We start from the raw sequence: 23,634 nt of genomic DNA, 5'->3' as shown, positions 1-23,634 counted from the left end.
GATATCGACCAGCCTGACGGCAAGTTGAGGTTTTGGCTGCTGCGGCAAGCCTGAAGCGTGTCTCCGCGTGGTCCCGTCAATTCCCGCGATCGCCCCAACCATTGCAATGGGGTTAGGGCTACACTGAAAACGAGACAACCCTCCGGAGCGCCATGATGGACGCCAATGGCCCTCAAAGCACCTTTCGTGGTCTTCCCCTGACCCCGGAACAGGATGCGGAAGTCAGGCACTACATCAAGCGGAAAAAGCAGCGCAGTGCGCCATGGGATACACCTGAGCTAGCCGCCATGCTCGAGGATATGCTGAGGCCGCCAAGCATCGAGGACGAAGACTTCGAATCCCCTGCCGAAGAAGCCAACGCGGACGCCGAGCGCGCGGCGGCTTCGGTGGACGAGGCCATGGATCCGATCGAGGCCGGCGAGGAGCGGATGGCGGCCAGGGAAGCCGAGGCGATGAAGGGCCCCAAGCATTGACAGGCAGGTGCAGCGTGCGCGTTGCGGCTCCATGATCCGGGGCGCGCACAAAAGAAAAGAAGAAGAGAAAAAAGACGAGAAGACAGCCCCCAGTGCAACGACTGGAACACAAGAATAAAGGGCATAGCATGGCGACCGTCGCGACATTCGACATCGAGTACACGCAGTTTCTCGATCCACAAGGTGAGCCGACCCAAGCGCTGCCTGCATTTGCGCTCGATCCAGAGGCCCTTTTCCCGCTCTACCGGGCCATGGTGCTCACCCGCCAGTTCGACCTCAAGGCCATTGCGCTGCAGCGCACCGGACAGATCGGCACGTTCGCCTCGGCGCTTGGCCAGGAGGCTGTCGGCGTTGGCGTTGCCAGCGCCATGCGCGCGCAGGACGTGCTCGTGCCGTCCTACCGCGATCACGCCGCGCAGTTCCAGCGCGGCGTCTCCATGACCGAGAGCCTGCTGTATTGGGGTGGCGACGAGCGCGGCAATGCGTTCGCGGCGGCGCCGCATGATTTTGCGAACTGCGTGCCTATCGGCAACCAGGTCTGCCACGCTGCCGGCATCGCCTACGCGATGAAGCTGCGCCGCGAGCCGCGCGCCGCGGTTTGCCTGCTCGGGGACGGCGGCACGTCAAAGGGCGATTTCTACGAAGGCATGAATATGGCGGGCGCCTGGCATGCGCCGCTCGTGCTGGTCGTCAACAACAACCAGTGGGCGATCTCCATGCCGCGCAGCCAGCAGACCGCCGCGCAGACGCTCGCGCAAAAGGCCATCGCGGCCGGTATCCCTGGGCTGCAGGTGGATGGCAACGATGTCGTGGCGGTGCGCCAGCTCACGCTCGACGCGCTGGAGCGGGCGCGCAGCGGTGGCGGCGCCACGCTGATCGAGGCGATCACCTACCGGCTTGGCGACCACACCACGGCGGACGATGCCTCGCGCTACCGCGACAGCGAACAGGTCAGGCAGCACTGGCTGCTGGAGCCGGTGGCCAGGCTGCGCAACTATCTGCTGCGGCTTGGCGCATGGGATGCGGCACGCGAAGACGCGCTTGCCAAGGATTGCGCGGCGCAAGTGGCGGCCGCGGTGCAGGCCTACCTGGCAACGCCCCTGCCGGAAACGGCAGCGATGTTCGATTACCTGTATGCCAGCCTGCCCAAGGCGCTGGCGGGGCAAGTGGCGACCGCGCATCGCTTTGCTCCGGGTGCCCGGGGCAAGGACAACGAAGACAAGAGCGAGCAGGATCATGGCTGAAATCAATCTGGTCGAAGCCGTCAACCAGGCGCTGGCTCATGCGCTGGAACACGACCCGCGCGTGGTGCTGCTCGGTGAGGACATTGGCGTGAATGGCGGTGTGTTTCGCGCCACGGCGGGGCTGCAAGCCCGTTTTGGCGCGGAGCGCGTGATCGATACGCCGCTGGCCGAGTCCGGTATCGCCGGGGCCGCGATCGGCATGGCGGCCATGGGGCTGGCGCCAGTTGCGGAAATCCAGTTCACCGGTTTTATCTACCCGGCCATCGACCACATCATCAATCATGCCGGCCGCCTGCGCCACCGCACGCGCGGCAGGCTGAGCTGCCCGATGGTGTTGCGCTCGCCTTATGGCGCCGGCATCCATGCGCCGGAGCATCACTCCGAAAGCCCCGAGGCGATGTTTGCCCATATCCCCGGCATCCGGGTGGTGATACCGTCCACCCCGGCGCGTGCCTATGGCCTGCTGCTGGCGGCCGTGCGCGACCCCGACCCGGTGGTGTTCCTCGAACCCACCCGGCTCTACCGCCTGTTCCGCGAGGAAGTACCGGACAGTGGCGAGGCGCTGCCGCTCGATACCTGCTTCACACTGCGCGACGGCGACGACATCACGCTGGTGAGCTGGGGGGCGATGCTGCAAGAAACGCTCGCCGCGGCTGACCTGCTGCTGGACGAAGGCATCGCCGCCGCCGTCATCGACGTCGCCACGCTCAAGCCGCTCGACATGGACACCATACTGGAATCGGTCACCAGGACGGGCCGCTGCGTCATCGTCCACGAGGCGCCCCGCTGCGCCGGCTTCGGTGCCGAGATCGCGGCGAACCTCGCCGATGCGGGGCTGTACTCGCTGGCGGCGCCGGTGCAGCGCGTCACCGGCTACGACACCGTGGTGCCGATGGCCAGGCTCGAGTACACGTACCTGCCCAGCGTGGCGCGGATTGCCGACGCGGCCCGCAAGGCCATGGCCGCCTGACGTTTTTCCCCGGGAGCATTGATGAAGATCTTCAAGTTGCCCGACCTGGGCGAAGGCCTGCAGGAAGCCGAGATCACCGAATGGCACGTCAAACCCGGTGACACGGTGGCGGCCGACCAGCCGCTGGTTTCGGTCGAGACCGCCAAGGCGATCGTCGAGATACCGTCGCCCTACGCCGGGCAGGTTGCCAAGCTGTTTGCCCAGCCGGGCGAGATCGTGCACCTTGGCGCGCCGCTGGCGGGCTTCGAAGGCGCAGGCGGGCAAGAGGACGCGGGCGCGGTGGTGGGCGATGTCAAAGTCGGCACGCAGGTGGTCGCGGAAGCGCCCGCCGCCCTGTCCCGTGGCGGCGGCGCGGTGCGGGCCGTGCCGGCCGTGCGCGCCCTGGCGCGCCAGCTCGACGTGGACCTGGCGATGGTCACCCCAACGAGCGCGGACGGCATCATCAGCGCCGCCGATGTGCGCCGCGTTGCCGCGACGCTGGCGGACCTGGGGCCGCCGGAAGTCCTGCGCGGCGTGCGGCGCGCCATGGCGCAGAACATGGCGCGCGCCCAAAGCGAGGTCGCCGCGGCAACCGTGATCGACGACGCCGATATCCATGCCTGGGCGCCCGGCACCGACACCACCATCCGGCTGGTGCGCGCACTGGTTGCCGGCTGCCGCGCCGAGCCCGGCCTCAACGCCTGGTATGAAAGCCAGACCGGGCGCCGCCATGTGCCGGCGCGGATCGACGTGGGGATTGCGGTCGACCTGCCCGAAGGCCTGTTCGTGCCGGTGCTGCGCGATACCGGCAAGCGCGACGCGGCAGACCTGCGGCGCGGCCTGGACCGCATGCGCGCGGATGTGCGTGCGCGCACGATCGCCCCCGAGGAGATGCGCGGCAACACCATCACGTTGTCCAACTTCGGCATGATCGCCGGCAAGTACGCGGCGCCGATCGTGGTGCCGCCAACCGTCGCCATCCTCGGCGCCGGCCGTATCCACGATGCGGTGGTTGCGGCCGGCGGCATGCCCGTCGTGCACCGGATCCTGCCGCTCAGCCTGACCTTCGATCATCGGGTGGTCACAGGCGGCGAGGCCGCGCGCTTCCTGGCGGCCGTGATCGCGGACCTGGCGCTGGCGGCCTAGGCCCGGGCAGCGCGGCAGCGCGACAGCGCCAGGCAAGCGCGTGGGGCTTTACTCCGCGCGGATCCTGGCTTCGGCCACGATCTTGGCGGAGCGCTCCATGTCCTCCTTCTCGAAGCGGGCGAAGTCCTCCGGCGTGCCTGGCGAGAGCAGGTAGCCCTGCTCGGCCAGTCTGCCGCGCAGGTCCGACCCCAGCGCCTTGTTGACCTCGGCGTTGAGCCGCCTGGTCACATCGGCCGGCAGCTTGGCCGGGCCCCACAGGCCATACCACGAGTAGAACTCATAGCCCGGCACCGTCTCGCCAACGGTCGGTACGTCGGGCATGGAAGGCAGCCGGTCCCTGGAGGTCACCGCGACCACGCGAACCATGCCGCTCTTGTGATAGGACAAGGCGCCGAGCACGGGATCGATAAAGCCATCGATGGCGCCGCCGATCAGGTCCTGGTAAGCGGGCGCGGAGCCCTTGTACGGCACCACCAGGTAATCGATCTTGCCGGCCCGCTTGAGCAACTCCGTGGACAAATGCCCCGCGGACGCCTGCGAGCCAATCGCGAACGACATCTTGCCGGGATGCGCCTGCGCGTAGGCGATCAGCTCCTTGATGTTCTTCACCGGCAGGTTCTTGTTGACGGAGACCGCCAGCGGCCCCTTGCCGACCAGCGCGATCGGCACGAAATCCTTGGCCACGTCGTAAGGCGACGATCTCAGGGTCATGGGCGTGGTGGTGAAGGTGGAGGCGCTGAACAACAGCGTGTAGCCGTCCGCCGCGCCCTTGGCCACCGCGTCGGCGCCGATGATGCCCTGGCCGCCGGGCCGGTTGTCGACGATAAAGCTCTGGCCGGTCTGCTCGGAGAGCTTTTGCGCCAGCATGCGGCCGACGGTGTCGGTGGGGCCGCCGGGCGGGAACGGAATGATGACGCGCACGGCTTTGTTGGGGTAACCCTGCGCGAAGGCGCTGGCGGCGGCGCAGGCCAGCAACGCGCCGGCGGCGCTGCGGAAAATCCGGTGGAACAGCATGGTTTGTCTCCTGTCTCGACTGCAGGTGCGCCCCTATGGGGTGCTCTTATCTCGGTGCTCTGATTTCGGCGCGCTTATGTCGGCGCTCTTATGTCGGCGCTCTTATTTCGGCGCTCTGATTTCTTGTCCGCTCTCAAGGCTGCGCCAGCGCCGCCATCTCCGCATACAGATCGGCCTTGCCTTCGAAACCGATGCCCGGCAGCGCCGGCATGGTGATATGCCCATCGATCACCTTCACGCCATCGGGGAAACCGCCATAGGGCTGGAACAAATCGGGGTAGCTCTCGTTGCCGCCCAGGCCCAGGCCGGCGGCGATATTGAGCGACATCTGATGGCCGCCGTGCGGGATGCAGCGGCTTGGTGACCAGCCAAAGGTCTTCAGCACTTCCAGCGTGCGCTCGTACTCCACCAGCCCGTAGGACAGCGCGCAGTCGAACTGCAGGTAGTCGCGGTCCGGGCGCATGGCGCCGTAGCGGATCAGGTTGCGCGCGTCCTGGTGGCTGAACAGGTTTTCGCCGGTGGCCATGGCGCCGGGGTAGTACTCGGCGAGTGTGGCCTGCAGGTGGTAGTCCAGCGGATCGCCGGCTTCCTCGTACCAGAACAGCGGATAGTCACGCAGCATCTTGGCGTAGGCGATGGCGGTGTCCAGGTCGAAGCGGCCGTTGGCATCCACCGCGAGCTGCGCGTCCGGGCCGATTTCCTGCAGCACGGCCTCGATGCGCGCGCTGTCTTCTTCCAGGCTGGCGCCGCCGATCTTCATCTTGACCACGTTGTAGCCACGCTTCAGGTAGGAGCGCATCTCGGCGCGCAGCGCGCCGAGGTCCTTGCCCGGATAGTAATAACCGCCGGCGGCGTAGACGAACACGCGCGGGTTGGCGTTGACGCCGTGGCGCTCGGCCAGCAACTGGAACAGCGGCACGCCGGCGATCTTGGCCACGGCGTCCCACACGGCCATGTCGATGGTGCCGACCGCGACCGAGCGCTCGCCATGGCCGCCCGGCTTCTCATTGGACATGGTGGCGGCCCACACGCGATTGGGATCGAGGTTGGTGCCGGCGTCGTCCAGCAGCGATGCTGGATCGGCCGCCAGGATACGCGGTGCAAAACGCTCGCGGATCAAGCCACCCTGGCCGTAGCGGCCATTGGAGTTGAAGCCGTAGCCGATCACGCGCTTGCCGTCGCGAAACGCGTCGGTCACCACGGCGACGAGGCTGCTCGTCATCTTCGAGAAATCGATATAGGCATTGCGAATGGGCGACGAAATCGGCTTCGTCACTTCGCGGACGTCAATGATGCGCACGGACATGGCTTGTCTCCAGTGTTCTAGTGTCTTTCGGTAATCAGCTAATCGGGTTGTTCGGTACGCCGGCTAGGTGCGCTACAGCGACCCGCCGCCGCCTTGGTCGCGGCGTACTGGCTGCGCCCCGGGGCGCCCGCCGCCGTGCGGCTGCCGATCAGCACGATGCGCGCGCCATCCGGCAGCGTCGGCATCAGCGCGTTGGCCAGCACCGCGGCGGCTTCCACATGGATGCGCCACATGCCCTCGCCGTCTTCAGGTTTCAGCTCACCAAGCACCGCAGTTCGCATGTAGCCTGCGCGGCGGGATGCCGGACCGGTGCGGGTTCAGGCCGCGGCTTTCTGGGTAATGCCGGCCAGTTCCAGCGCGGCCTGGATGGCGGCTAGTTCCTCGGCCGACGGCGCGTGGGTCGGCGGGCGCACGGTGCCATCGCGCAGGATGCCGGCCAGCGCCATGGCGGCCTTCATGCGGCCGTGCGCTTCGCCGGTGGGCTCGCCCGCGCCGTACACCGCATCCTTGAGCGGGTTGATCAGGGCCTGCACGCGCATGGCTTCATGCAGGTCGCCTGCCTTGACCGCCTTGAGCAGGTCGTTGATCAGGCCGGGAATCAGCGAGGCAAAGCCGACCAGCGCGCCGTCGATGCCCTGCACCATCGACGCGAGCAGGTATTCGTCATGGCAGGTCATCAGCACCTTGGTGGGATCGGCCGCGCGGATCTCCTTGATGTCGCGCGCGTATTTGTTCATCTCGCGCTCGCCCATCTTGAAGGCCTTCACATACGGCAGCTTGGCCAGTTCCGCGAGCAGCTCCGACGAGTAGGAGCCACGGGTCCAGGCCGGGTAGATATGCACCACCAGCGGCAGCCCGCTGGCCTTGCCGATGGCGTTGAAGTAGTCGAGACAATGCTCCGGCTTGAAGCCAAAGCGCAGCCAGTGATGCGGCGGCATGATATCGAGCCCGGCGGCGCCCGCTTCCTTGGCCCAGCCAGCTTGTTCCACGGCGTCGTTGATGCCTTCGCAGACCACTGACGAGATCACCGGGCAGATGCCCCGGGTGGCGTCGGCGGTGATGCGGGTCACTTCGGCGCGCTCGCACGGCGTCAGCGAGAAGACTTCACCGGTATGGCCATTGGTCATCAACGCGGTCACGCCTGCCTGGCCGCCCAGCCACCTGGCAAAGCGGCGCAGCTCCGGCTCGTTGATGCTGTAGTCCGCGTTGAAGGGAACCGCGATGGCGGGAATGATGCCGTGGAAATTGATATCAGGCACGTTCGTCTCCTGGTATGGCTTGCGCTATTTGCGCGTTCGGGTGGGTGTCAAGGTGGGCGGAATGAATCCGCCGGAGGGTTGCAGCGCACGGGCCAGCTCGGTAGCGGCATGCACTACCGCCGGGGCCGTGGTGGATTCGAAATCGTCAAGCGAGGTATTCATGGCCGGCGCCGCCACGCTCAGGCCGGCAACCGGCACGCCGTCCACATCCAGCACCGGCGCGGCCACCACATAGAGGCCGGACACCGTTTCCTGGTCCGACAACGCATAGCCCTTGGCGCGCACGGTCTTGAGCCGCTCGAGGATGGTGTCGAGCTCGGTGAGCGTGTGGTCGGTCAGCTTCTGCCGGGGCTGGGCGTCCAGCACGCGGGCCTGCATGTCCTGCGGCAGCCACGCCAGGATGGCGTAGCCGACGGCGGTGGAATACGCCGGCACCCGGCTGCCGATGCGGATATCCACGCCAAGCCGCGTCAGCCCGGCCTGGATCCGTTCCGCGTAAAGCACGTCCGGGCCATCCAGCACGCCGATGGAGGCGGCTTCATTGATCTCCCCCACCAGCGCGCGCAGGATCGGCCTGGCCCGCGTGCGTAGATCGGAATGAGCGATGGCATCGAAGCCCAGATCCAGTACTTTCAGCGACAGGCGGAACAAGCGCGTGTCCGGCACACGCTGCACGTAGCCGATATCCACCAGCGTATTGAGGAAACGAAAGGCCGTGGCATTGTCCAGCCCGGAGCGGCGCGCGACTTCCGCCATGGTGAGCTCGGGTTCCTGCGCCGTGAACGCTTCGAGAATGCGGAAGCCCTTCGCCAGCGACTGCACCGTATTCTTGGATGCGTCGCCCGCGCTGCTCGCCTTCGATGCGGTCGGGACGGAGTTCTCGGTAGCCATGTCAATCTCCACTGTCAGTTCTTTGTTCTGGATGCAAACCCGGAATCGAGTTCGGATTCCGAATTTTAATTCGATAAACTGACAGAGGAAAGCCCTCGCTCAAGTTGGGTGGATACACACCGGCATGGCTGCCGGGTCGCTAAAAATTCGGATAGCGAATTTTTATTCGAATCATGGGGCTAAGAAAAAGTGCCAACCAACGGCACCTCTTTGATCCTGCCCTGCGCCCTGAGATGCCGTACTTTTATTCGGATTGCGAACTTGTATTCGCAATATGAAATATTCTAGACCTCGTTTACAGGACAGGGCAAGGGCGAATTTCCTAGGGTTTTCACTGGATGGGCCGCGCCGCCTTGCGCGGCATTCAGCACAATTCCTCTTAAACATGCATTTACAAGTAGAGACGGAATCGCTACACTGCCGCTCAATTGCGAATCACTCGCATTCTCGTTCTCAACCCAAGCATTGGTTTTTATTCCTGGCCTCGCCTTTCGTTCCTTGCACGCCAGGTATCTTCCGCGCCCCGTGCGCGCATCGACTCCCCTAGCAACACTGAAATCATGACTGCTCCCCTGAAGACGCGCGCGCGTTTGCTCGCGTCCGCTGGTGCTCTTTACTGCACAGGTTTCCTCGCCGCCACGCCGGCCTTCGCGCAATCCGCCGCCGACGCCGGCAACGCGAAGGAAGCCACCTTGCCCACCGCCGTTGTCACCGCCGATTCGCCGCTCCAGGCCAAGCGCCTGCCCTCGTACAAGTTCGTCGCGCCGTTGCTGGATACGCCGCGCTCGGTCACGGTGATCCCGGAGGAACTGCTCAAGCAGACCAATGCGACGACCTTCGCCGATGCGTTGAAGACCGTGCCGGGCATTACCTTCCTGGGCGGCGACGCCGCGGCGAACCCCTCCGCCGATCGTCCGGTGATTCGCGGCTTCGAGTCGCGCAACTCGATCTTTGTCGACGGCATGCGCGACTCCGGCGTGCAGAACCGCGAGACCTTCGCGGTGGAGCAGATCAGCGTCATCAAGGGCCCGGATTCGGTTTATGCGGGACGTGGCGCGGTGGGCGGCAGCATCGACATCGTCACCAAGATGCCCAAGGCGGATGACTTCACCAATGCCAGCCTGGGGCTGGGCACCGAGGCCTACAAGCGCGCCACGCTCGACGTCAACCGCCGCATCAACGACGAGACCGCGGTGCGCCTGAACGTGATGGGCCACGACGCCAACCAGGCCGGGCGCAACGATGTCTACAGCAAGCGCTGGGGCGTGGCGCCATCGGTCGCGTTCGGGCTGAACACGCCGACCACGGTGTCGCTGAGCTACTACCACGTCAACACCTACGACATGCCGGACTTCAGCGTGCCGTTCCGCGCGAGCGGCGGCACGCCCGGGGCGGGAACCAGCATCCAGCGCTCGCAGTTCTACGGCCTGAACAACCGCGACTACCGGCGCGGGCAGACGGACACCGGCGAGATCCGCATCGAGCACCGCGTGGACGACAACTGGAAGGTGCGCAACACCACCATGTTTGGCCGCTCCACGCTGGACTACATCGCCACCAACCCGCAGTTCCTGAACGCCAGCGCGAACCTCCTCCAGTTGCAAGCCAAGAGCGGGAAATACGCCACCAACAGCGTCTCCAACCAGACCGAGCTGTCCGGCAAGGCCACGTTGCTTGGCATGCAGCACACGCTCACGGCCGGTGTGGAATTGAGCTGGGAGCGCAGCCTGTACGAGGGCTACCTGGTGAGCGACAGCGCGGGCAACAATATCCGCACGGGCGGTCCCTGCACGATCGCCTACAACTGCACCGCGATCGGCGCGTGGAATGCCAACGCCCCGTGGACCGGCAGCACCGTGCTCAACGGCGACAAGAGCTTCCCCGGCGCGCCCACCAGCACCCGCACCAATGTCTCGTCCGCCTACCTGTTCGACAGCGTGAAGCTGAGCGATCGCTGGCTGTTCAACGCCGGCACGCGCTTCGACCGCTTCGACGTCACCGCTGTGCAGGCCGGCACGCCGGACCTGAAGAACACCGCCAACCTGTTCAGCTACCAGCTTGGCCTGGTGTTCAAGCCGGTCGACACGGTCAGTCTGTATGCCTCCTACGGTACGTCGGCCAATCCGCCGGGCGCCAACAGCGGCCTGGGTGGCGGCACAGACCAGATCACCAAAACCAACCAGGACCTGTCGCCCGAGCGCAGCCGCAACATCGAAGTGGGCGCCAAGTGGGACACGCTGGACCGCCGCCTGTCACTGACCTCGGCGCTGTTCCAGACCGACAAGACCAATGCGCGCGTCAGCGATGGCCTGGGCGGCATCGTCAACGCGGGCAAGCAACGCGTGCGCGGCGCGGAACTGGGCGTGGCCGGCAATATCACCAGCAAGTGGCGCGTGTTCGGCGGCTACTCCTACCTGGATGCCATCACGATCGATGCCGGCGCCGCCAATGCCTCGGCATCCGGCCTGCCGATGGTGATGGTGCCCAAGCACAACGTCACGCTGTGGACCTACTACGACGTGCTGCCCAAGCTATCGATCGGCGGCGGCGCCACGATCTCCAGCCTGACCTACGCCTCGGTCTCGGCAACGTCGCGCAAATGGACGCCGGGCTACGCGCGTTTCGATGCGGTGGCAACGTATCGCGTCTCCAAGACCGTCGATGTGCAACTGAACGTGCAGAACCTCTTCGACAAGAAGTACTACTCCGCCGCATACCCGATCTACGCAACGTGGGCGCCGGGCCGTTCAGCGGTGATGACGCTGAACTTCCATCTGTAAGTTCTACCGGCCGACCTGCCGTTTGCCTGCTGCGATTGGCGATCCAGCGCCGGCGCGGCACGCGCCGGCGCTTGGCGCCTCAATGGTGGCCGCTCAATCCTTGTTCGGATGCGTCATCTCGATGGGCACGATCCAGCGTGCGTATTCGTCCTCGGTGAGATAGCCCAGCGCCAGCGCGGCGGCCTTCAGCGTCAGCCCTTCCTTGTGCGCCTTCTTGGCAATGGCGGCCGCCTTGTCGTAGCCGATATGGCGGTTCAGCGCCGTCACCAGCATCAGGTTCTTGTCGAGGTTCTCGGCAATCTTCGGCAGGTTCGGCTCGATGCCGAGCGCGCAATGGTCGTTGAAGGCCAGGCAGGCATCGGCGATCAGCTCGATGCTTTCCAGCACGTTGTGGACCATCACCGGCTTGTACACGTTGAGCTGGAAATTGCCCTGGCTGCCGGCGAAGGCCACCGTGGCATCGTTGCCGAACACCTGCGCGCACACCATGGTCATGGCCTCGCACTGGGTCGGGTTGACCTTGCCGGGCATGATCGACGAGCCCGGCTCGTTCTCGGGGATGTTGAGCTCGCCAATGCCGCAGCGCGGGCCCGAGGCCAGCCAGCGCACGTCGTTGGCCATCTTCATCAGGCCGCCGGACAGCGTGCGCAGCGCGGCGGAGGTTTGCACCAGTGCGTCGTGCGCGGAGAGCGCGAAGAACTTGTTGGGCGCATCGACAAACGGATGGCCGGTCAGCGCGGCGATATAGGCCGCCGCGCGCGCGCCAAACTGCGGATGCGCGTTCAGCCCGGTGCCCACCGCCGTGCCGCCGATGGCCAGTTCCAGCAAGCCCGGCTCCGCCAGCTTGACGCCATGCAGCCCGAAATCGATCTGCGCCACCCAGGCGCTGATTTCCTGGCCAAGGGTGATGGGCGTGGCGTCCTGCAGGTGGGTGCGGCCCGTCTTGACGATGTCCTGGTATGCCTGCGCCTTGGCCGCCAGGGTATCGCGCAAGGCGCCTACCGCCGGCAGCAGCTTGGTGTGGATCTGCTCGACCACGGCGATATGCATGGCGGTGGGGAACGTGTCGTTGGAGCTTTGGCCGCGGTTCACGTGATCGTTCGAATGCACCGGCTTCTTGCTGCCGAGCTCCCCGCCGGCAATCTCGATGGCCCGGTTGGAGATCACCTCGTTGGCGTTCATGTTCGATTGCGTGCCGGACCCGGTCTGGAACACCACCAGCGGGAAGTGCTCATCGAGCTTGCCGGAGATGACCTCGTCGGCCGCCTGCACGATCAGCCGGCCGATGTCGGGTGGCAATTCGCCAAGCTCCGCATTGGCCTCGGCCGCCGCGCGCTTGAGGATGCCCAGCGCGCGGATCACCGGCCGCTGCCAGCGGAAGCGGCTCACCCCGATCGGGAAATTGATGGTGGAACGCTGCGTCTGCGCGCCCCAGTAGCGATCTGCGGGCACATCGATGGCGCCCATCGAATCGGTTTCGGAACGGAATGCGGGCATGGAAGACACTCTCCAAACAAACTACGTCAAGGATCGCCCTGTGCGGGGCAACCTGGACCTGGAGGCACCCATCACCGAGCCGGAATAAACGCCAGCGCCAGTGGCTGCCAGGGCGTGACATGCGTTGATCTTTTCAGTTGTGCGCTGTACTGCGCTGTTGTTTGCAGTAGCTCGCAGTACAGCGGGAGGACGATATGGTCTCTCCGTTTTCCTTTTGCGGGGGGGTAGCCCAGCCGCATGCGTTCCCGCAGCCGCTTCGAGCCAAGACGAACGATAGCCCAGGCGCTGGCCATGGGCAATGAATCCCGACGAAATGAAAGGGGTTCGCGGGCAAGGCGAGCCGGCTGGCAAAGCAGCGACAACGGCCCCGACCCGAGCGCGGCCCAAGCGCGGCGCGAGCGCTAGCCGGCACTTTCCAGCTGGGCATCGGGCAGGCTCGCCTTGCCCGCATGCCGCAGCAACGCGCCCGCGATCCCCATGACGATGGCCGCCATGGTGGCGCCCGGCCCGAAGATCGCGCTCACGCCCTGGGCGCGCAGGCGCCGGGCGTGGCTGGCGGGAATCACGCCGCCCGCGAACACCAGCACGCCTGGCCGGCCATCGCGCAGGCCATCGCGCAGTCCATCGATCAGGCAAGGCAGCAACGCCAGGTGCGCGCCCGCCAGGGACGATGCGCCCACCGCGTCGACCTGCCCGTGCAGGGCCATCGCCACGGCGTCCTGCGGCGACTGGAACAGCGGCCCCAGCGTGACCGCGAACCCGGCATCGGAGAACGCCGCGGCCACGGCCTTGGCCCCGCGGTCATGCCCGTCCTGCCCCAGCTTGGCAATGAGGATGCGCGGCGCTCTGCCCAGGCGCGCGGCCAGCGCACGGACCTGCGCGCGGGCCGCGTCCCAGGCGGGGCTGTCGTGCACGGCCTCGCCGTAGGCTTGGCGCGCGTAGCGAGGCGCCATCGCATGGCGCGGCCACACCAGCTCCAGCGCCTGCGTGCACTCGCCAAGGGTCGCGCGGCAGCGGATGGCGTTCATGGTCAGCGGCAGCAGGTTTTGCTCGCCGCCGCGCGCGGCGGCCGTTAGCGCGCGCAGCGCCTGTGCCACGGCCGCGCCATCGCGGCTTGCCTTCAGGCGGGACAGCCGCTCGGCCTGCTGCGCCCGGACCTGCCGCCCATCGATCTCCAGGCAGGCGGGCGCCTCATCGGCCCCCGCCTGGTAGCGGTTGACGCCGACAATCACGCGCCGCCCTTCGTCGATATCGGCCTGCGTGGCCACGGCCGCGCGATGAATCCGCTCATGGACCCAGCCTGAGTCGATCGCGGCCAGCACGCCACCGGCAGCGGCAATCTCCGCCATCAGCGCGCGCACCTTGTCCGCCATTTGCGCCGTGAGCGCTTCCATCATGTAGGAGCCCGCCCATGGATCGGCCACGTCGCACAGGCCCATCTCGTGCTGCAAGATCAGTTGGGTGTCCCGCGCGAGCCGGGCGGATGCGGCGCTGGGCAATGCCAGCGCTTCATCATAAGCATTGGTGTGCAGCGACTGCGTGCCGCCGAACACCGCAGCCATGGCTTCCACCGTGGTCCGCACGATGTTGTTGTCCGGCTGCGAGGCCGCCAGCGACCATCCCGAGGTCTGGCAGTGCGTGCGCAGCATGGTGGCCCGATCCGTGGTGGCACCCAGCTCGCGGACGATCTCACACCACAGCAGGCGCGCGGCGCGCAGCTTAGCGATCTCGGTGAAGAAATCCTTGCCCACGCCAAAGAAGAAGCTCAGGCGGGCGCAAAAATCATCCACATCCAGCCCGCGCGCGGCCATCTGCCTGACGTATTCCTGCCCGTTGGCCAGCGTCAGCGCCAGTTCCAGCACCGGGTCCGCCCCGGCTTCCTGGAAGTGGTAGCCGGAGATCGACATGCCGTTGAACCGCGGCACATGCCGCGACAGGTAAGCCACCACATCCGCGCAGATCCGCATCGACGGCCCGGGTGCGAAGATCCACGTGTTGCGGACCATGTACTCCTTGAGGATGTCGTTCTGGATCGTGCCGCTGAGCCGATCGAGCGGGATGCCAGCTTCTTCGGCGCTCACCAGGAACGCGGCCAGTACCGGCAATACGGCGCCGCTCATGGTCATGGAGACGGAGACGCGGTCCAGCGCGATGCCATCGAACAGGCGCTTCATGTCCTCGACGGAATCGATCGCCACGCCAGCCATGCCAACATCCGCCTGCGCCAGCGGGTGATCGGAGTCATAGCCACGATGGGTCGGCAGATCGAACGCGACCGACAAACCCTGCGCCCCCTGCGCCAGCGCCTGCCGGAATGCCAGGTTGGAGGCGGTGGCGTCGGCAAAGCCCGCGTACTGCCGGATGGTCCACGGCTTGCCCGCGTACATGGAGCGATGCGGCCCGCGCACGAACGGCGCCTCGCCAGGCAGGCTGCCCAGATGCCGCAGCCCGTCCAGGTCGGCGGCCGTGTAGACGGGCTTGCGCGCCAGTCCGCCATGCGTATCTGCGCTCATCGCACTCTCCAACGCTTGCGCGTCACCACATCGGCAATCTTCTCGCCGTCGCTGCCGCGCCGCACCTCGCACCAATGGGCCAGCCCGTCCTGGCCGAACTCCACCGCGGAGAACGACAGCTCCAGCGCTTCGCCAAGGTTGACGTTGCCGTGGAAAAACAGGTCGCGCCCGGCAATTACCGGCGGCTCGTCAAAACGCTGCCATTGCCATTCGGCACGATCGACGATGGCCTGGAAGTTGGCGAAGTAGAGCAGGTCCGCGCCGTTGAAGTCGGCATAGGGGCAAGGCAGGTACTCGGCCATGTGGCTGCCGACGTGCCGCGCCCGCTCCAGGCCAAGATGGCAGGACCAGTCGCCCGCCCGGAAGCGCTTGGCCAGCGCGCCCATCTCCGCCGCCGCCGCGGGTGGCGGCCCGTCCGCCGGCAGGTTGAAAGCGGCCCTGACCACCGAACGATTGTCGCGCTCGCGCTCACGGCGGATAAAGGTGGACACCATCGATACCTCGGCCCGTCTGGCGCCTGGCCCGTCACTATCACCTTCGCCATCACCATCGCCATCGCGCCTCAGTGCATGCGTGCTGAAGTGGCGCGCGCCGGCCACCCGCATCAGCTGCGTGTTTACCGAGAAGCCATCGTTTTCGCCAAGCCCTTCCAGCGATGCCTCCCGCAGCCGGATCGCGGTGAACGCGGCATAGGCCTTGTTGCCCTGCGCGTCCCGGAACTCCGGCAACGCCTGCCCGGACAGCGCTGCCAGCCCTTGCCAGTGCAGGTCGCCGCAAGCCTTGAGCAGCCAGTTCTCCGACAGGCCGGTATAGGACAGGTTCGGCATGCCGGCGACATAGCTTGTGCTCGCGCGGAACATGTCAGGCTGCCAGGGCTTGCGCGCCAATCTTTTCGCTGACGATGGCCGCCAGATATTCGGCATCGCGCGCAATGCCGGAGAAACGCCCGGAGCCCCAGGTGTGCAGCCACGGCAGGCCCAGGAAATACAGGCCGTCCTGCGCCGTCACGCCGCGCACGTGGCCGGGATAGCCGCGCCCGTTGAAGACCGGCGCCTCCAGCCAACTGAAATCCGGGCGAAAGCCGATGCACCAGACGATGGCGCCAATGCCCGCCTGCGCCAGGTCCAGTGCCCAACGCTCCTCGCCCGGCGACCATACCGGCATATAGGTGCTGGCGGGCGGCGCGGCGATGCCGTGCTTGTCGATGAATTTGTCGATGCTGGCGTTGATGCGGTTGTAGGTATCGTCCGCATCGTCAAGGTTGGCCTTCAGGTTCGGCGTGAAGCGCAGCTTGCCGTCATGGAAATCCTCCAGCGCGCCGAACAGCTCCATGCCTTCGGTGGCGAACTTGCGCAGGTCGATGTCGCGCCCGCCATCGCGGCCGGTCACATAGTGATTGGTGTTGTCGCGCACGCCCTCGCGCAGCGGATGCTCCTGCACCGGCATGTCGTAGTACTGCATGTCGGCCAGCCAGTCCACCACGTCGCGGCCACGGTAGAAACGCGCGCAGCGCGGCGCCTGTCCCACGGCCAGGAACACCTTGCGGCCCGCCAGGTGCAGGTCTTCGGCAATCTGCGCGCCGGACTGGCCGGAACCCACCACCAGCACGCCGCCCTCCGGCAAAGCTTGCGGGCTGCGGTACTCGGAGGACTGGATCTGCCGGATGCCCGCCGGCAGGCGCTCGGCCATGCGCGGCACGATCGGCGTGTGATAGCCGCCGGAGGCCACCACCACCTGACCGGCGGTGAAGTCGCCCTGCGAGGTGCAGACCAGATAGCCGCCCTGCTCCAGCGGCTTCACGCGCACCACCTCGGTGTGCTCCAGCACCGGCGCATTCACCATGCCGATAAAGCCATCGAGGTAGGCGGTGATCTCGTCCTTCTTCATGAAACCGTGCGGGTCGTTGCCCTGGTAGGGATAGCCGGGCAAGGCACACTGCCAGTTTGGCGTGACCAGGCAGAAGGCATCCCAGCGCTGGCTGCGCCAGGTATGGGTGACGGTGTGCTTCTCGATGACGAGATGATCGATGCCGGCCTGCTTGAGGTAGTAGCTCATGGACAGGCCGGCCTGGCCGCCACCGACGATGATGACGCTGTAGTGCTTGGGGGAGGTGGTGGCCTGGGTTTCGTTGAGAGGGGTAGACATGTTGGGTCCTTCCTTGAATGCTGATAAATACGCTAAGGCCTGCGGGAACCGGGCTACCGGCCAAAGCCGATCACGCGCACCGTGGCGCCAGGCTGCGCGCAAAAACGCGCGGCGGTGGTCTCGATCTGTTCAAGCTGGTCCATGGCAGAGGAGCAGGCATAGCCATACTTCGCCCTGACGCGCTCCGAGGCGCTGCCAAGCGCCTGCCTGGCGATCGCCAGGAACTCGGCCAGCGCGTAGTCCTGTCCCGGGACAAAGAACTCGGTGACCACCGAGGACGGGGAGTAACAGGTGACCTCGGTCTGATCGGGCCAACGTACCCGGAAATGTGTCACTGGCATGGCCTCTCCTCAGGCATCGATGGGGGTGGCATCCCGCGCCGGGCAACCAGCCTGCGGGACGATGAATGCATCGCGCGCGAAATCCCACAGCAGCGCGGTTTCGCCGGCGCCGCTGACCAAGACCTGCCGCGAATCGTCGATGACGCCGATGTCCGCGCAGGCAATGTCCCGCGCCCTGAAACGCTCGCTCACACGCTCCGCGTCCTGCTCGCGCACGGCCAGCAGAAAGCCGTAGCTCGGGAATGCCGTAAGCCAGCGCGCCATCGGCACCCCCACGGGGGCCGGGATGCGGCCCAGGTCGATCCGCGCGCCCACGCCGGAGCACTCCAGCAGCATCAGCGCCGTGCCCAGCGTGCCGGCCATGCTGATGTCCTTGGCCGCGGCGCACAAGCCGTCCTCGGCCAGCGCGGGCAGCAGTTCGAGATCGGCCCGCAGCCGCGCGGGCGGCGCTTCGGTGGAGGCGTTCCAGTACGGGTACGGCTCGGCAAAGGCGCCACGCAAATCGACGGCCATCAGCAACCGGTCGCCCGGGCGCGCCGCGAAGCTCGATAGCAGGCGCCGCGCCCGCCCGACAATGGCCACCGCAAGCTGGGCCTGATCGCTGCGGGCATTGCTATGCCCGCCGACGATGGGCACGCCATAGGCCGCGGAGGCCGCCGCCATGCCCTTGAGCACTTCGGCGGCCTGCGCCACGCCGTCGCTCCAGATAGCGTCCACCACCGCCAGCGGACGGCCGCCCATGGCATAGATATCGCTGACGTTGACCATCACCGCGCTATAGCCCGCGAACCACGGCCTGGCAGCGATGAAATCCCGGACCATGCCTTCGATCGCAAACAGCAGGTAGCCGTCATGGTCGGCAATCGCGGCGCAATCGTCGCCCACCGCCACCGCCTGGCCGAGATCGCGCATGCCGCCCGGCAGCGCATTGCCCAGCGACGACAGCACGCCGGCGATATCGGTCTTGTGGCCAAAGCCGCGGCTGGCGCGCAGGCTTTCCACGATGTGCGCGACATTCATGTCCCGCTCCTGCCCAGCGTCGACAGGCCAATGCGCGGCGTCAGGCACGCTGGGTAGTAGTCCAGGTCCGCCTGCATCAGGTGGTGCGGGCGGCCAAGCAGCGTTTCCTCGGCCAGCACATCCCAATGCAAGCGGCGGAACAGCGGCACATTCTGGCTCTGCACATGCGCGAGGAATCGGGTGCAGCCCAGCCCGTTCGCGCTGCTCACCGCCAGCTTGATCAGCGTCGCGCCGATCTTGCCGTGGCTGCGGTACGCGGCGTGCACCGCCAGCCGGGAGCCAAACCAAACACCGGGCTCGGTTTCGTGGATGCGCACGGTGCCGACCACCTTCTGCGGCGCATCCGCCTCGCACTTCACCGCCACCAGCAACTGCGCGGTGTCGTCGATCGCGTCGCGGTCGTCGCCAACAAAGATGCCCTGCTCATGGCAGAACACCGCCCGGCGCAGCGCCATGGCCTCGTCCGCCTCCCACTGCGCCCCGGCCCAGCGGATGCGAAACGTCGTGGCCGCGGGCACTTCCACACAGAGATCGTCATTCATGCCGCCACCTCTTCATACGAAGACAGCGAGGAGCAGGCGCCGCACTTGCCGCAGCCCGCCTTGATATCCGCCGAGCGCATGCCCGCCGCGCTGATCATCGCGCCCAGCGGCTTGAGGATGGCCTTCATGAATTCAGGCGGCGGCGCGGGATGGTCTTCCAGCGGCGTGCCGGTGATAGGCACAAAGGGCACCACGAAGGGATAGACGCCAAGCGCGACCAGTTCCTTCGAGATCGACAGGATGGTCTCAACGCTATCGCCGAGCCCGGCGAGGATATAGGTGCTCACCTGCCCCCGGCCGAACACGGCAACCGCAGCCTTGAAGGCTTCCATATAGCGGCTGATCGGCACCGCCGCCTTGCCCGGCATGATCCGCTCGCGCAGGGCGGGCGTGACCACTTCCAGGTGCATGCCCAGCGTATCGATGCCGGAGGCTTTCATGCGCTCGAACCAGCGGTCGTCGTCCGGCGGCTCGCATTGCGCCTGGATGGGCAGATCCACCGCAGCCTTGATGGCAAAGGCGCTTTCGCAAAGAATGGCGGCGCCGCGGTCCGGCGTGGGCGGCGTGCCGGTGGTCAGCACCATATGCTTGACGCCGTCCAGCAGCACGGCGGCGCGCGCCACTTCGGCCAGTTGCTCCGGCGTCTTGCGCGCGATGGTGCGACCGGCCGCGAGCGATTGCCCGATCGCGCAGAACTTGCAGGTCTTGCGCCGGCTCTCGTAGCGGATGCAGGTTTGCAGCACCGTGGTGGCCAGCACGTCCGCGCTGTGCAGCGTGGCGATGTGCGAGTACGGCACGCCCTCCATCGTCTGCAGCGCATAGAAGCGCGGCGCCTTCGGAAAGCTGATGTTCGCAATCGGGATGGTGCCGCGCAGCAGCGCACTGGTGCCCTTGCCATCCGGCGCCGACGCCACGTACGGCGAATGCCAGGCGGTATTGGTATGCACCGGCACCATGATGGTCACGCCATCCACGGTCACCGCCTTGTGGTCGGACGGGCCCGCGCCGCCGCGCCGGCTGGCGGCGCCCGCTGCCGGGTCCAGCAGGCGCAGCCCGACCGATTGCAGCTCGGTCCGAAGCTCAGTTACCGACAACCGGCTCGAGGCCGGCGTCATCTCGCTGGAGTTCATGGTGGGTGCTCCCGTGGTAGTTGGAGAATGCGCTGGCCATGGGCGATGCGGTCGCCGCCGGCCGGTCGTTGATGGCAAGGCTGAGCAATTCAGGCCGGGCGTAATGCCCCACCGAATCCATCATGCGCTTGCGCTTGGTGATGAGCGACATATCCAGGTCCGCGATCACCATGCCCTCGCCCTCGCGCAGCGGCGGCGCCAGGTGCTGGCCCTCCGGCGACACGATGGCGGTGTTGCAGCCGCCGCGCAGCGCCTTTTGCAAGGCGGGGTCGGTGGTCACCGAGGCGATCTGCTCGTCGGTCAGCCAGCCCGTGGCGTTCACCACGAAGCAGCCGGACTCCAGCGCGTGATGGCGGATGGTGACTTCGATCTGATCGGCAAAGATGGGGCCCACCAGCGAGCCGGGAAACTGGCTGCAGTGGATTTCCTCGTGCTGGGTCATCAGCGCGTAGCGGGCCAGCGGGTTGTAGTGCTCCCAGCAAGCCAGCGCGCCCACGCGGCCGATGGCGGTTTCGGCCACCTTCAGGCCGGCCGCGTCGCCCTGGCCCCAGATCATCCGCTCATGGAACGTCGGCGTGATCTTGCGGCGCTTGAGCACCAGGCGGCCGTCGGTATCGAAGATGAGCTGCGTGTTGTAAAGACTGCCGTGGTCGCGCTCGTTGACACCGAGCACCACCACCATGGCGTGCCGGCGCGCGCGCTCGGACACGGCATGGGTGACGGGGCCGGGCACCACCACCGCCTGCTCGTACAGCCGCATATGGTCGCTGCCGGATTGCACGGGTGGCCGTACAAAGGAGAAGTACGGGTAGTACGGCAGGAAGGTTTCCGGAAAGACGATCAGTTGCACGCCTTCCCGTGCGGCGCGGTCGATGGCCTCGCAGACTTTGCCAAGCGTGCCTTCGCCGTGCTCCAGGTCCGGTGAGATCTGGACCGCAGCCGCGCGCACAATGCGTTTCTGTGACATGGTGATGCCCGCCCTTTCTGTTCAGCGTGAATGCATGAATGCGTGAATGCGTGAATGCGTTGGAGCCTTAAACCGTCCAGGTATCCAGGATCAGCGCGTTCTCCTTGCGGTGGATCAGCTTCAGGTCCAGCACATCGAGCGGGCTGATCGGGCGGATGCCTTCGATCAGCGACGCTTCGCCATGGCCATACAGCGCTTGCAGCGCAAAGCGGCAGGCGTAGACCTTGCCGCCCTCTTCCATGAACTTGGTGATCTGCTTGTTGAAGTTGAGATGGCCGGCGAAGGCCTCGTCGCCCAGCGTGGGAAAACCGCGCTGCAGGCCAAGCGTCACGCCCGGGCCGTACAGCAGGATGGAGGTCTCGAAGCCCTTGCGTTGCAGGCGCGTGGCCTGCAACAGGTTGACGAAGCCGATCGAGCCTTCGAAGGCCACGGTGTGAAAGGTGACCAGCGCCTTCTCGCCCGGTTCTGCCTTGACGTCCTCGAATACCTTCTCTTCATAGTCGACCAGGAAGTCGCCTTTCTTGTGGGCCGGTTTGTTCACTGCGGGCATGTTGCACTCCATAGGGTTGGTGGATCTGTCGATCGATCGGCGCTGGGCCGACACCAAACCTTGAGCATGGGACATGCCATCTGCCACGCCCAATCATGCGATCAATGGCCGATCAAGCAGCGAATCTCTCATTGATCGCACCGCCGATTTCCCGGATGGCGAAATGTGCGGAAAACGCTTGTGCGTTAGCCGCTACCGGCCCGCTACTGGCCTTTTGCCGCCATGCACCGTGGTGGACCGCGCCAGCTCGGAAACACGCCCGGAAGCGGTGCAATCTCGCCATATCGCACCATCATTGCGCAAACAAAAATGCGATCAATTTAAGCGCAAAAAACGATCATTGTGGTAGCCTGAGGCCTCAGCTGACCCAGCTAAAGCCGCATCCGACAACCGCGAACACGCGAACACCAGGAGCCCACCTTGCCCGGACTTGCCAGCCACTGGCTCAAACGCCTCGGCGAGAGCACCAAACCCGCTTACCTGATGATCCCCGACCTGATCGAGGAAGACCTGGCAAGCGGGCGCCTGCAAGCGCGCGACCGCCTGCCGGCGCTGCGCGACCTGGCCGACGCGCTGCAGCTCAACTACACCACCGTGGCCCGTGCCTACGCCGAAGCCCGCAAGCGCGGCCTGATCGACGCCAAGGCCGGCAGCGGCACCTTTGTGCGCGGGCGCGCTCCGGCCCTGCCGCTGCGCGCGGGCACGGGCGCCGAAATGACCATGAACAACCCGCCCGAGCCGGCGGCGCTGACGGTCAGGCTGCGCGAGTCGGCGGCGCGCCTGATGAGCACGACCGATCCCTACGACCTGCTGCGCTACCAGGATTTCGGCGGCACGCCGGCGGATCGCGCGGTAGCGGTGGACTGGCTCAAACGCTATGTGCCCGCCTGCCGCGCGGATACCGTGCTGATCTGCCCGGGGATTCACAGCGCCCTGGTGGCGCTGGTGTCGCTGCTGGCCCGGCCCGGGCAAACGATCTGCCTGGATACGCTGGCCTATCCCGGTATCAAAGCCATTGCCACGCAGCTCGGCGTGCAGCTGCAGGCCCTGCCCAGCGATGAGGAAGGCCCCCTCGGCCCGGCCTTCGAAACACTCTGCAAGACGCAAAAGCCAAGCGCGCTGTACTGCAATCCCACGCTGCAGAACCCCAGCACCAGGACCATGCCCCAGGGACGGCGCGAAATCCTGGCGGATATCGCCCTGCGCTACAGCGTGCCGATCATCGAGGACGATGCCTACGGCATGCTGCCGCAGCGCACGCCGGATGCCATGGCCACGCTCGCGCCGGAACTCACCTACTACGTCACCGGCCTGTCGAAATGCTTTGGCGCCGGATTGCGCATCGCCTTTATCCACGGCCCCACCGCGCGCCAGACCCAGCGGCTGGCCGGCACCCTGCGCGCCACCACCGTCATGGCAAGCCCGTTCAATACGCTGCTGGCCACGTCGTGGATCAAGGACGGCACGGCCGACGACATGCTCAAGGCCATCCGCGCCGAGTGCGTGGCCCGCCAGCTCCTGGCCCGCGACGTGCTGGCGGGGCGGCCATATGACGCCGACCCGGAAGGCTTCCATCTCTGGCTGCCGATTCCCCCGGACAGCGGCTGGCGCCCCTCCGAGCTGGCGCTGCACCTGCGCTCGCGCGGCATCGGCGTGGTGTCGAGCGCGGCGTTCGCCACCGATGGCAACCCCCCGGATGCCATCCGCATCTGCCTGGGCGGGCCGGGCGAGCGCGACGAGATGGAAGAATCGCTGCAGATCGTGGCGGATACGCTGGACGATCCGCACCATCTGCATTCGGCCATGCTGTAGACATGCTGTAGCGGGCCATTGCGCCTCGGCCCTGCCGATGCCTGGCCGGCTTCGT

At 66.4% G+C, this 23,634-nt stretch carries 21 protein-coding genes and 1 pseudogene; 7 read left to right on the top strand and 15 right to left on the bottom strand.

Features of this window, described 5'->3' with window-relative positions; translation table 11 throughout:
* Nucleotides 1-152 precede the first annotated feature (152 nt).
* From F7R26_RS25220 to F7R26_RS25205, 4 genes are all read left to right on the top strand, one after another.
* The gene (locus tag F7R26_RS25220; protein ID WP_150988965.1) at nt 153-473 is read left to right on the top strand and encodes a hypothetical protein; all 321 of its coding nucleotides are present in this window, start codon (nt 153-155) and stop codon (nt 471-473) included.
* Nucleotides 474-601: 128 nt separating this feature from the next.
* Complete coding sequence (pdhA, locus tag F7R26_RS25215) at nt 602-1,717, top strand: pyruvate dehydrogenase (acetyl-transferring) E1 component subunit alpha (RefSeq protein ID WP_150988962.1); 1,116 nt, start codon at nt 602-604, stop codon at nt 1,715-1,717.
* Nucleotides 1,710-2,687, top strand: a complete 978-nt coding sequence (locus tag F7R26_RS25210) for an alpha-ketoacid dehydrogenase subunit beta (RefSeq protein WP_150988960.1) — start codon at nt 1,710-1,712, stop codon at nt 2,685-2,687. The genes pdhA and F7R26_RS25210 overlap by 8 nt, the downstream gene beginning before the upstream one ends.
* 21 nt (nt 2,688-2,708) lie before the next feature.
* Nucleotides 2,709-3,812 (top strand): dihydrolipoamide acetyltransferase family protein, encoded by a 1,104-nt coding sequence (locus tag F7R26_RS25205; RefSeq protein ID WP_150988957.1) that lies wholly within the window; start codon nt 2,709-2,711, stop codon nt 3,810-3,812.
* A 48-nt stretch (nt 3,813-3,860) separates the two neighbouring features.
* Here F7R26_RS25205 and F7R26_RS25200 read toward each other — a convergent pair whose 3' ends face one another.
* The 5 genes and pseudogenes from F7R26_RS25200 to F7R26_RS25180 form a co-directional block, all read right to left on the bottom strand.
* Complete coding sequence (locus F7R26_RS25200; RefSeq protein WP_150988954.1) at nt 3,861-4,826, bottom strand: Bug family tripartite tricarboxylate transporter substrate binding protein; 966 nt, start codon at nt 4,824-4,826, stop codon at nt 3,861-3,863.
* A gap of 133 nt (nt 4,827-4,959) precedes the next feature.
* Entirely contained in the window at nt 4,960-6,132 is a 1,173-nt protein-coding gene (locus F7R26_RS25195) for a mandelate racemase/muconate lactonizing enzyme family protein (RefSeq protein ID WP_150988951.1), read from the bottom strand.
* An 86-nt stretch (nt 6,133-6,218) separates the two neighbouring features.
* Nucleotides 6,219-6,422: pseudogene (locus F7R26_RS25190) on the bottom strand (oxidoreductase); the annotation flags it as partial.
* Between the two features lie 27 nt (nt 6,423-6,449).
* The gene (locus F7R26_RS25185; protein WP_150988948.1) at nt 6,450-7,391 is read right to left on the bottom strand and encodes a dihydrodipicolinate synthase family protein; all 942 of its coding nucleotides are present in this window, start codon (nt 7,389-7,391) and stop codon (nt 6,450-6,452) included.
* A gap of 24 nt (nt 7,392-7,415) precedes the next feature.
* Nucleotides 7,416-8,282: an IclR family transcriptional regulator gene (locus tag F7R26_RS25180; RefSeq protein ID WP_150988946.1), complete on the bottom strand. Its 867-nt coding sequence runs from the start codon at nt 8,280-8,282 to the stop codon at nt 7,416-7,418.
* Between the two features lie 560 nt (nt 8,283-8,842).
* Between F7R26_RS25180 and F7R26_RS25175 the strand changes: the two genes are divergently transcribed.
* Nucleotides 8,843-11,062, top strand: coding sequence for a TonB-dependent receptor (locus F7R26_RS25175; RefSeq protein ID WP_150988943.1), 2,220 nt, complete (start codon nt 8,843-8,845; stop codon nt 11,060-11,062).
* Between the two features lie 93 nt (nt 11,063-11,155).
* Here the strand turns inward: F7R26_RS25175 and fumC are convergent, their stop codons facing one another.
* The 10 genes from fumC to F7R26_RS25125 all read right to left on the bottom strand — a co-directional run bounded on the left by fumC (nt 11,156) and on the right by F7R26_RS25125 (nt 21,767).
* Nucleotides 11,156-12,559 (bottom strand): class II fumarate hydratase, encoded by a 1,404-nt coding sequence (gene fumC / locus F7R26_RS25170; RefSeq protein ID WP_150988940.1) that lies wholly within the window; start codon nt 12,557-12,559, stop codon nt 11,156-11,158.
* Between the two features lie 401 nt (nt 12,560-12,960).
* Nucleotides 12,961-15,072 (bottom strand): methylmalonyl-CoA mutase, encoded by a 2,112-nt coding sequence (gene scpA, locus F7R26_RS25165; RefSeq protein ID WP_150988937.1) that lies wholly within the window; start codon nt 15,070-15,072, stop codon nt 12,961-12,963.
* Nucleotides 15,069-15,932, bottom strand: coding sequence for a Pnap_2097 family protein (locus F7R26_RS25160; protein ID WP_150988934.1), 864 nt, complete (start codon nt 15,930-15,932; stop codon nt 15,069-15,071). The genes scpA and F7R26_RS25160 overlap by 4 nt, the downstream gene beginning before the upstream one ends.
* A gap of 1 nt (nt 15,933) precedes the next feature.
* Complete coding sequence (locus F7R26_RS25155) at nt 15,934-17,217, bottom strand: MSMEG_0569 family flavin-dependent oxidoreductase (protein WP_150988931.1); 1,284 nt, start codon at nt 17,215-17,217, stop codon at nt 15,934-15,936.
* Nucleotides 17,218-17,270: 53 nt separating this feature from the next.
* On the bottom strand, nt 17,271-17,558 hold the full coding sequence (locus tag F7R26_RS25150) for an MSMEG_0570 family nitrogen starvation response protein (RefSeq protein ID WP_150988928.1): 288 nt from the start codon (nt 17,556-17,558) through the stop codon (nt 17,271-17,273).
* A 9-nt stretch (nt 17,559-17,567) separates the two neighbouring features.
* A complete protein-coding gene (locus F7R26_RS25145; protein ID WP_150988925.1) occupies nt 17,568-18,578 on the bottom strand; it encodes a sll0787 family AIR synthase-like protein in 1,011 nt (336 codons plus the stop codon).
* Entirely contained in the window at nt 18,575-19,120 is a 546-nt protein-coding gene (locus F7R26_RS25140) for an MSMEG_0567/Sll0786 family nitrogen starvation N-acetyltransferase (RefSeq protein ID WP_150988922.1), read from the bottom strand. The genes F7R26_RS25145 and F7R26_RS25140 overlap by 4 nt, the downstream gene beginning before the upstream one ends.
* Entirely contained in the window at nt 19,117-20,250 is a 1,134-nt protein-coding gene (locus tag F7R26_RS25135; RefSeq protein ID WP_150988920.1) for an MSMEG_0568 family radical SAM protein, read from the bottom strand. The genes F7R26_RS25140 and F7R26_RS25135 overlap by 4 nt, the downstream gene beginning before the upstream one ends.
* Entirely contained in the window at nt 20,201-21,217 is a 1,017-nt protein-coding gene (locus tag F7R26_RS25130; protein WP_150988917.1) for a Nit6803 family nitrilase, read from the bottom strand. The genes F7R26_RS25135 and F7R26_RS25130 overlap by 50 nt, the downstream gene beginning before the upstream one ends.
* Nucleotides 21,218-21,284: 67 nt before the next feature.
* Nucleotides 21,285-21,767, bottom strand: a complete 483-nt coding sequence (locus tag F7R26_RS25125; RefSeq protein WP_035811662.1) for an MSMEG_0572/Sll0783 family nitrogen starvation response protein — start codon at nt 21,765-21,767, stop codon at nt 21,285-21,287.
* A gap of 73 nt (nt 21,768-21,840) precedes the next feature.
* Between F7R26_RS25125 and F7R26_RS25120 the strand changes: the two genes are divergently transcribed.
* Together F7R26_RS25120 and F7R26_RS25115 are read left to right on the top strand one after the other, a co-directional pair.
* Nucleotides 21,841-22,116 carry a hypothetical protein gene (locus tag F7R26_RS25120; protein WP_150988914.1) on the top strand — a complete coding sequence of 92 codons (276 nt, stop codon included), beginning with the start codon at nt 21,841-21,843 and terminating at the stop codon, nt 22,114-22,116.
* 71 nt (nt 22,117-22,187) lie between these two features.
* A complete protein-coding gene (locus F7R26_RS25115) occupies nt 22,188-23,579 on the top strand; it encodes an aminotransferase-like domain-containing protein (RefSeq protein WP_150988911.1) in 1,392 nt (463 codons plus the stop codon).
* Nucleotides 23,580-23,634 lie beyond the last annotated feature (55 nt).

Source organism: Cupriavidus basilensis (assembly GCF_008801925.2).
In the GTDB taxonomy this organism is placed as follows: Bacteria; Pseudomonadota; Gammaproteobacteria; order Burkholderiales; family Burkholderiaceae; genus Cupriavidus; species Cupriavidus basilensis.
This window is presented reverse-complemented; position numbering and strand designations above follow the sequence as displayed.

What these genes read in the sequence shown, in the direction of transcription:
- F7R26_RS25220 (WP_150988965.1), top strand. Translation starts at nt 153, where the DNA reads ATGATGGACGCCAATGGCCCTCAAAGCACCTTTCGTGGTCTTCCCCTG.
- pdhA (WP_150988962.1), top strand. Translation starts at nt 602, where the DNA reads ATGGCGACCGTCGCGACATTCGACATCGAGTACACGCAGTTTCTCGAT.
- F7R26_RS25210 (WP_150988960.1), top strand. Translation starts at nt 1,710, where the DNA reads ATGGCTGAAATCAATCTGGTCGAAGCCGTCAACCAGGCGCTGGCTCAT.
- F7R26_RS25205 (WP_150988957.1), top strand. Translation starts at nt 2,709, where the DNA reads ATGAAGATCTTCAAGTTGCCCGACCTGGGCGAAGGCCTGCAGGAAGCC.
- F7R26_RS25200 (WP_150988954.1), bottom strand. Translation starts at nt 4,826, where the DNA reads ATGCTGTTCCACCGGATTTTCCGCAGCGCCGCCGGCGCGTTGCTGGCC.
- F7R26_RS25195 (WP_150988951.1), bottom strand. Translation starts at nt 6,132, where the DNA reads ATGTCCGTGCGCATCATTGACGTCCGCGAAGTGACGAAGCCGATTTCG.
- F7R26_RS25180 (WP_150988946.1), bottom strand. Translation starts at nt 8,282, where the DNA reads ATGGCTACCGAGAACTCCGTCCCGACCGCATCGAAGGCGAGCAGCGCG.
- F7R26_RS25175 (WP_150988943.1), top strand. Translation starts at nt 8,843, where the DNA reads ATGACTGCTCCCCTGAAGACGCGCGCGCGTTTGCTCGCGTCCGCTGGT.
- fumC (WP_150988940.1), bottom strand. Translation starts at nt 12,559, where the DNA reads ATGCCCGCATTCCGTTCCGAAACCGATTCGATGGGCGCCATCGATGTG.
- scpA (WP_150988937.1), bottom strand. Translation starts at nt 15,072, where the DNA reads ATGAGCGCAGATACGCATGGCGGACTGGCGCGCAAGCCCGTCTACACG.
- F7R26_RS25160 (WP_150988934.1), bottom strand. Translation starts at nt 15,932, where the DNA reads ATGTTCCGCGCGAGCACAAGCTATGTCGCCGGCATGCCGAACCTGTCC.
- F7R26_RS25155 (WP_150988931.1), bottom strand. Translation starts at nt 17,217, where the DNA reads ATGTCTACCCCTCTCAACGAAACCCAGGCCACCACCTCCCCCAAGCAC.
- F7R26_RS25150 (WP_150988928.1), bottom strand. Translation starts at nt 17,558, where the DNA reads ATGCCAGTGACACATTTCCGGGTACGTTGGCCCGATCAGACCGAGGTC.
- F7R26_RS25145 (WP_150988925.1), bottom strand. Translation starts at nt 18,578, where the DNA reads ATGAATGTCGCGCACATCGTGGAAAGCCTGCGCGCCAGCCGCGGCTTT.
- F7R26_RS25140 (WP_150988922.1), bottom strand. Translation starts at nt 19,120, where the DNA reads ATGAATGACGATCTCTGTGTGGAAGTGCCCGCGGCCACGACGTTTCGC.
- F7R26_RS25135 (WP_150988920.1), bottom strand. Translation starts at nt 20,250, where the DNA reads ATGAACTCCAGCGAGATGACGCCGGCCTCGAGCCGGTTGTCGGTAACT.
- F7R26_RS25130 (WP_150988917.1), bottom strand. Translation starts at nt 21,217, where the DNA reads ATGTCACAGAAACGCATTGTGCGCGCGGCTGCGGTCCAGATCTCACCG.
- F7R26_RS25125 (WP_035811662.1), bottom strand. Translation starts at nt 21,767, where the DNA reads ATGCCCGCAGTGAACAAACCGGCCCACAAGAAAGGCGACTTCCTGGTC.
- F7R26_RS25120 (WP_150988914.1), top strand. Translation starts at nt 21,841, where the DNA reads ATGCCATCTGCCACGCCCAATCATGCGATCAATGGCCGATCAAGCAGC.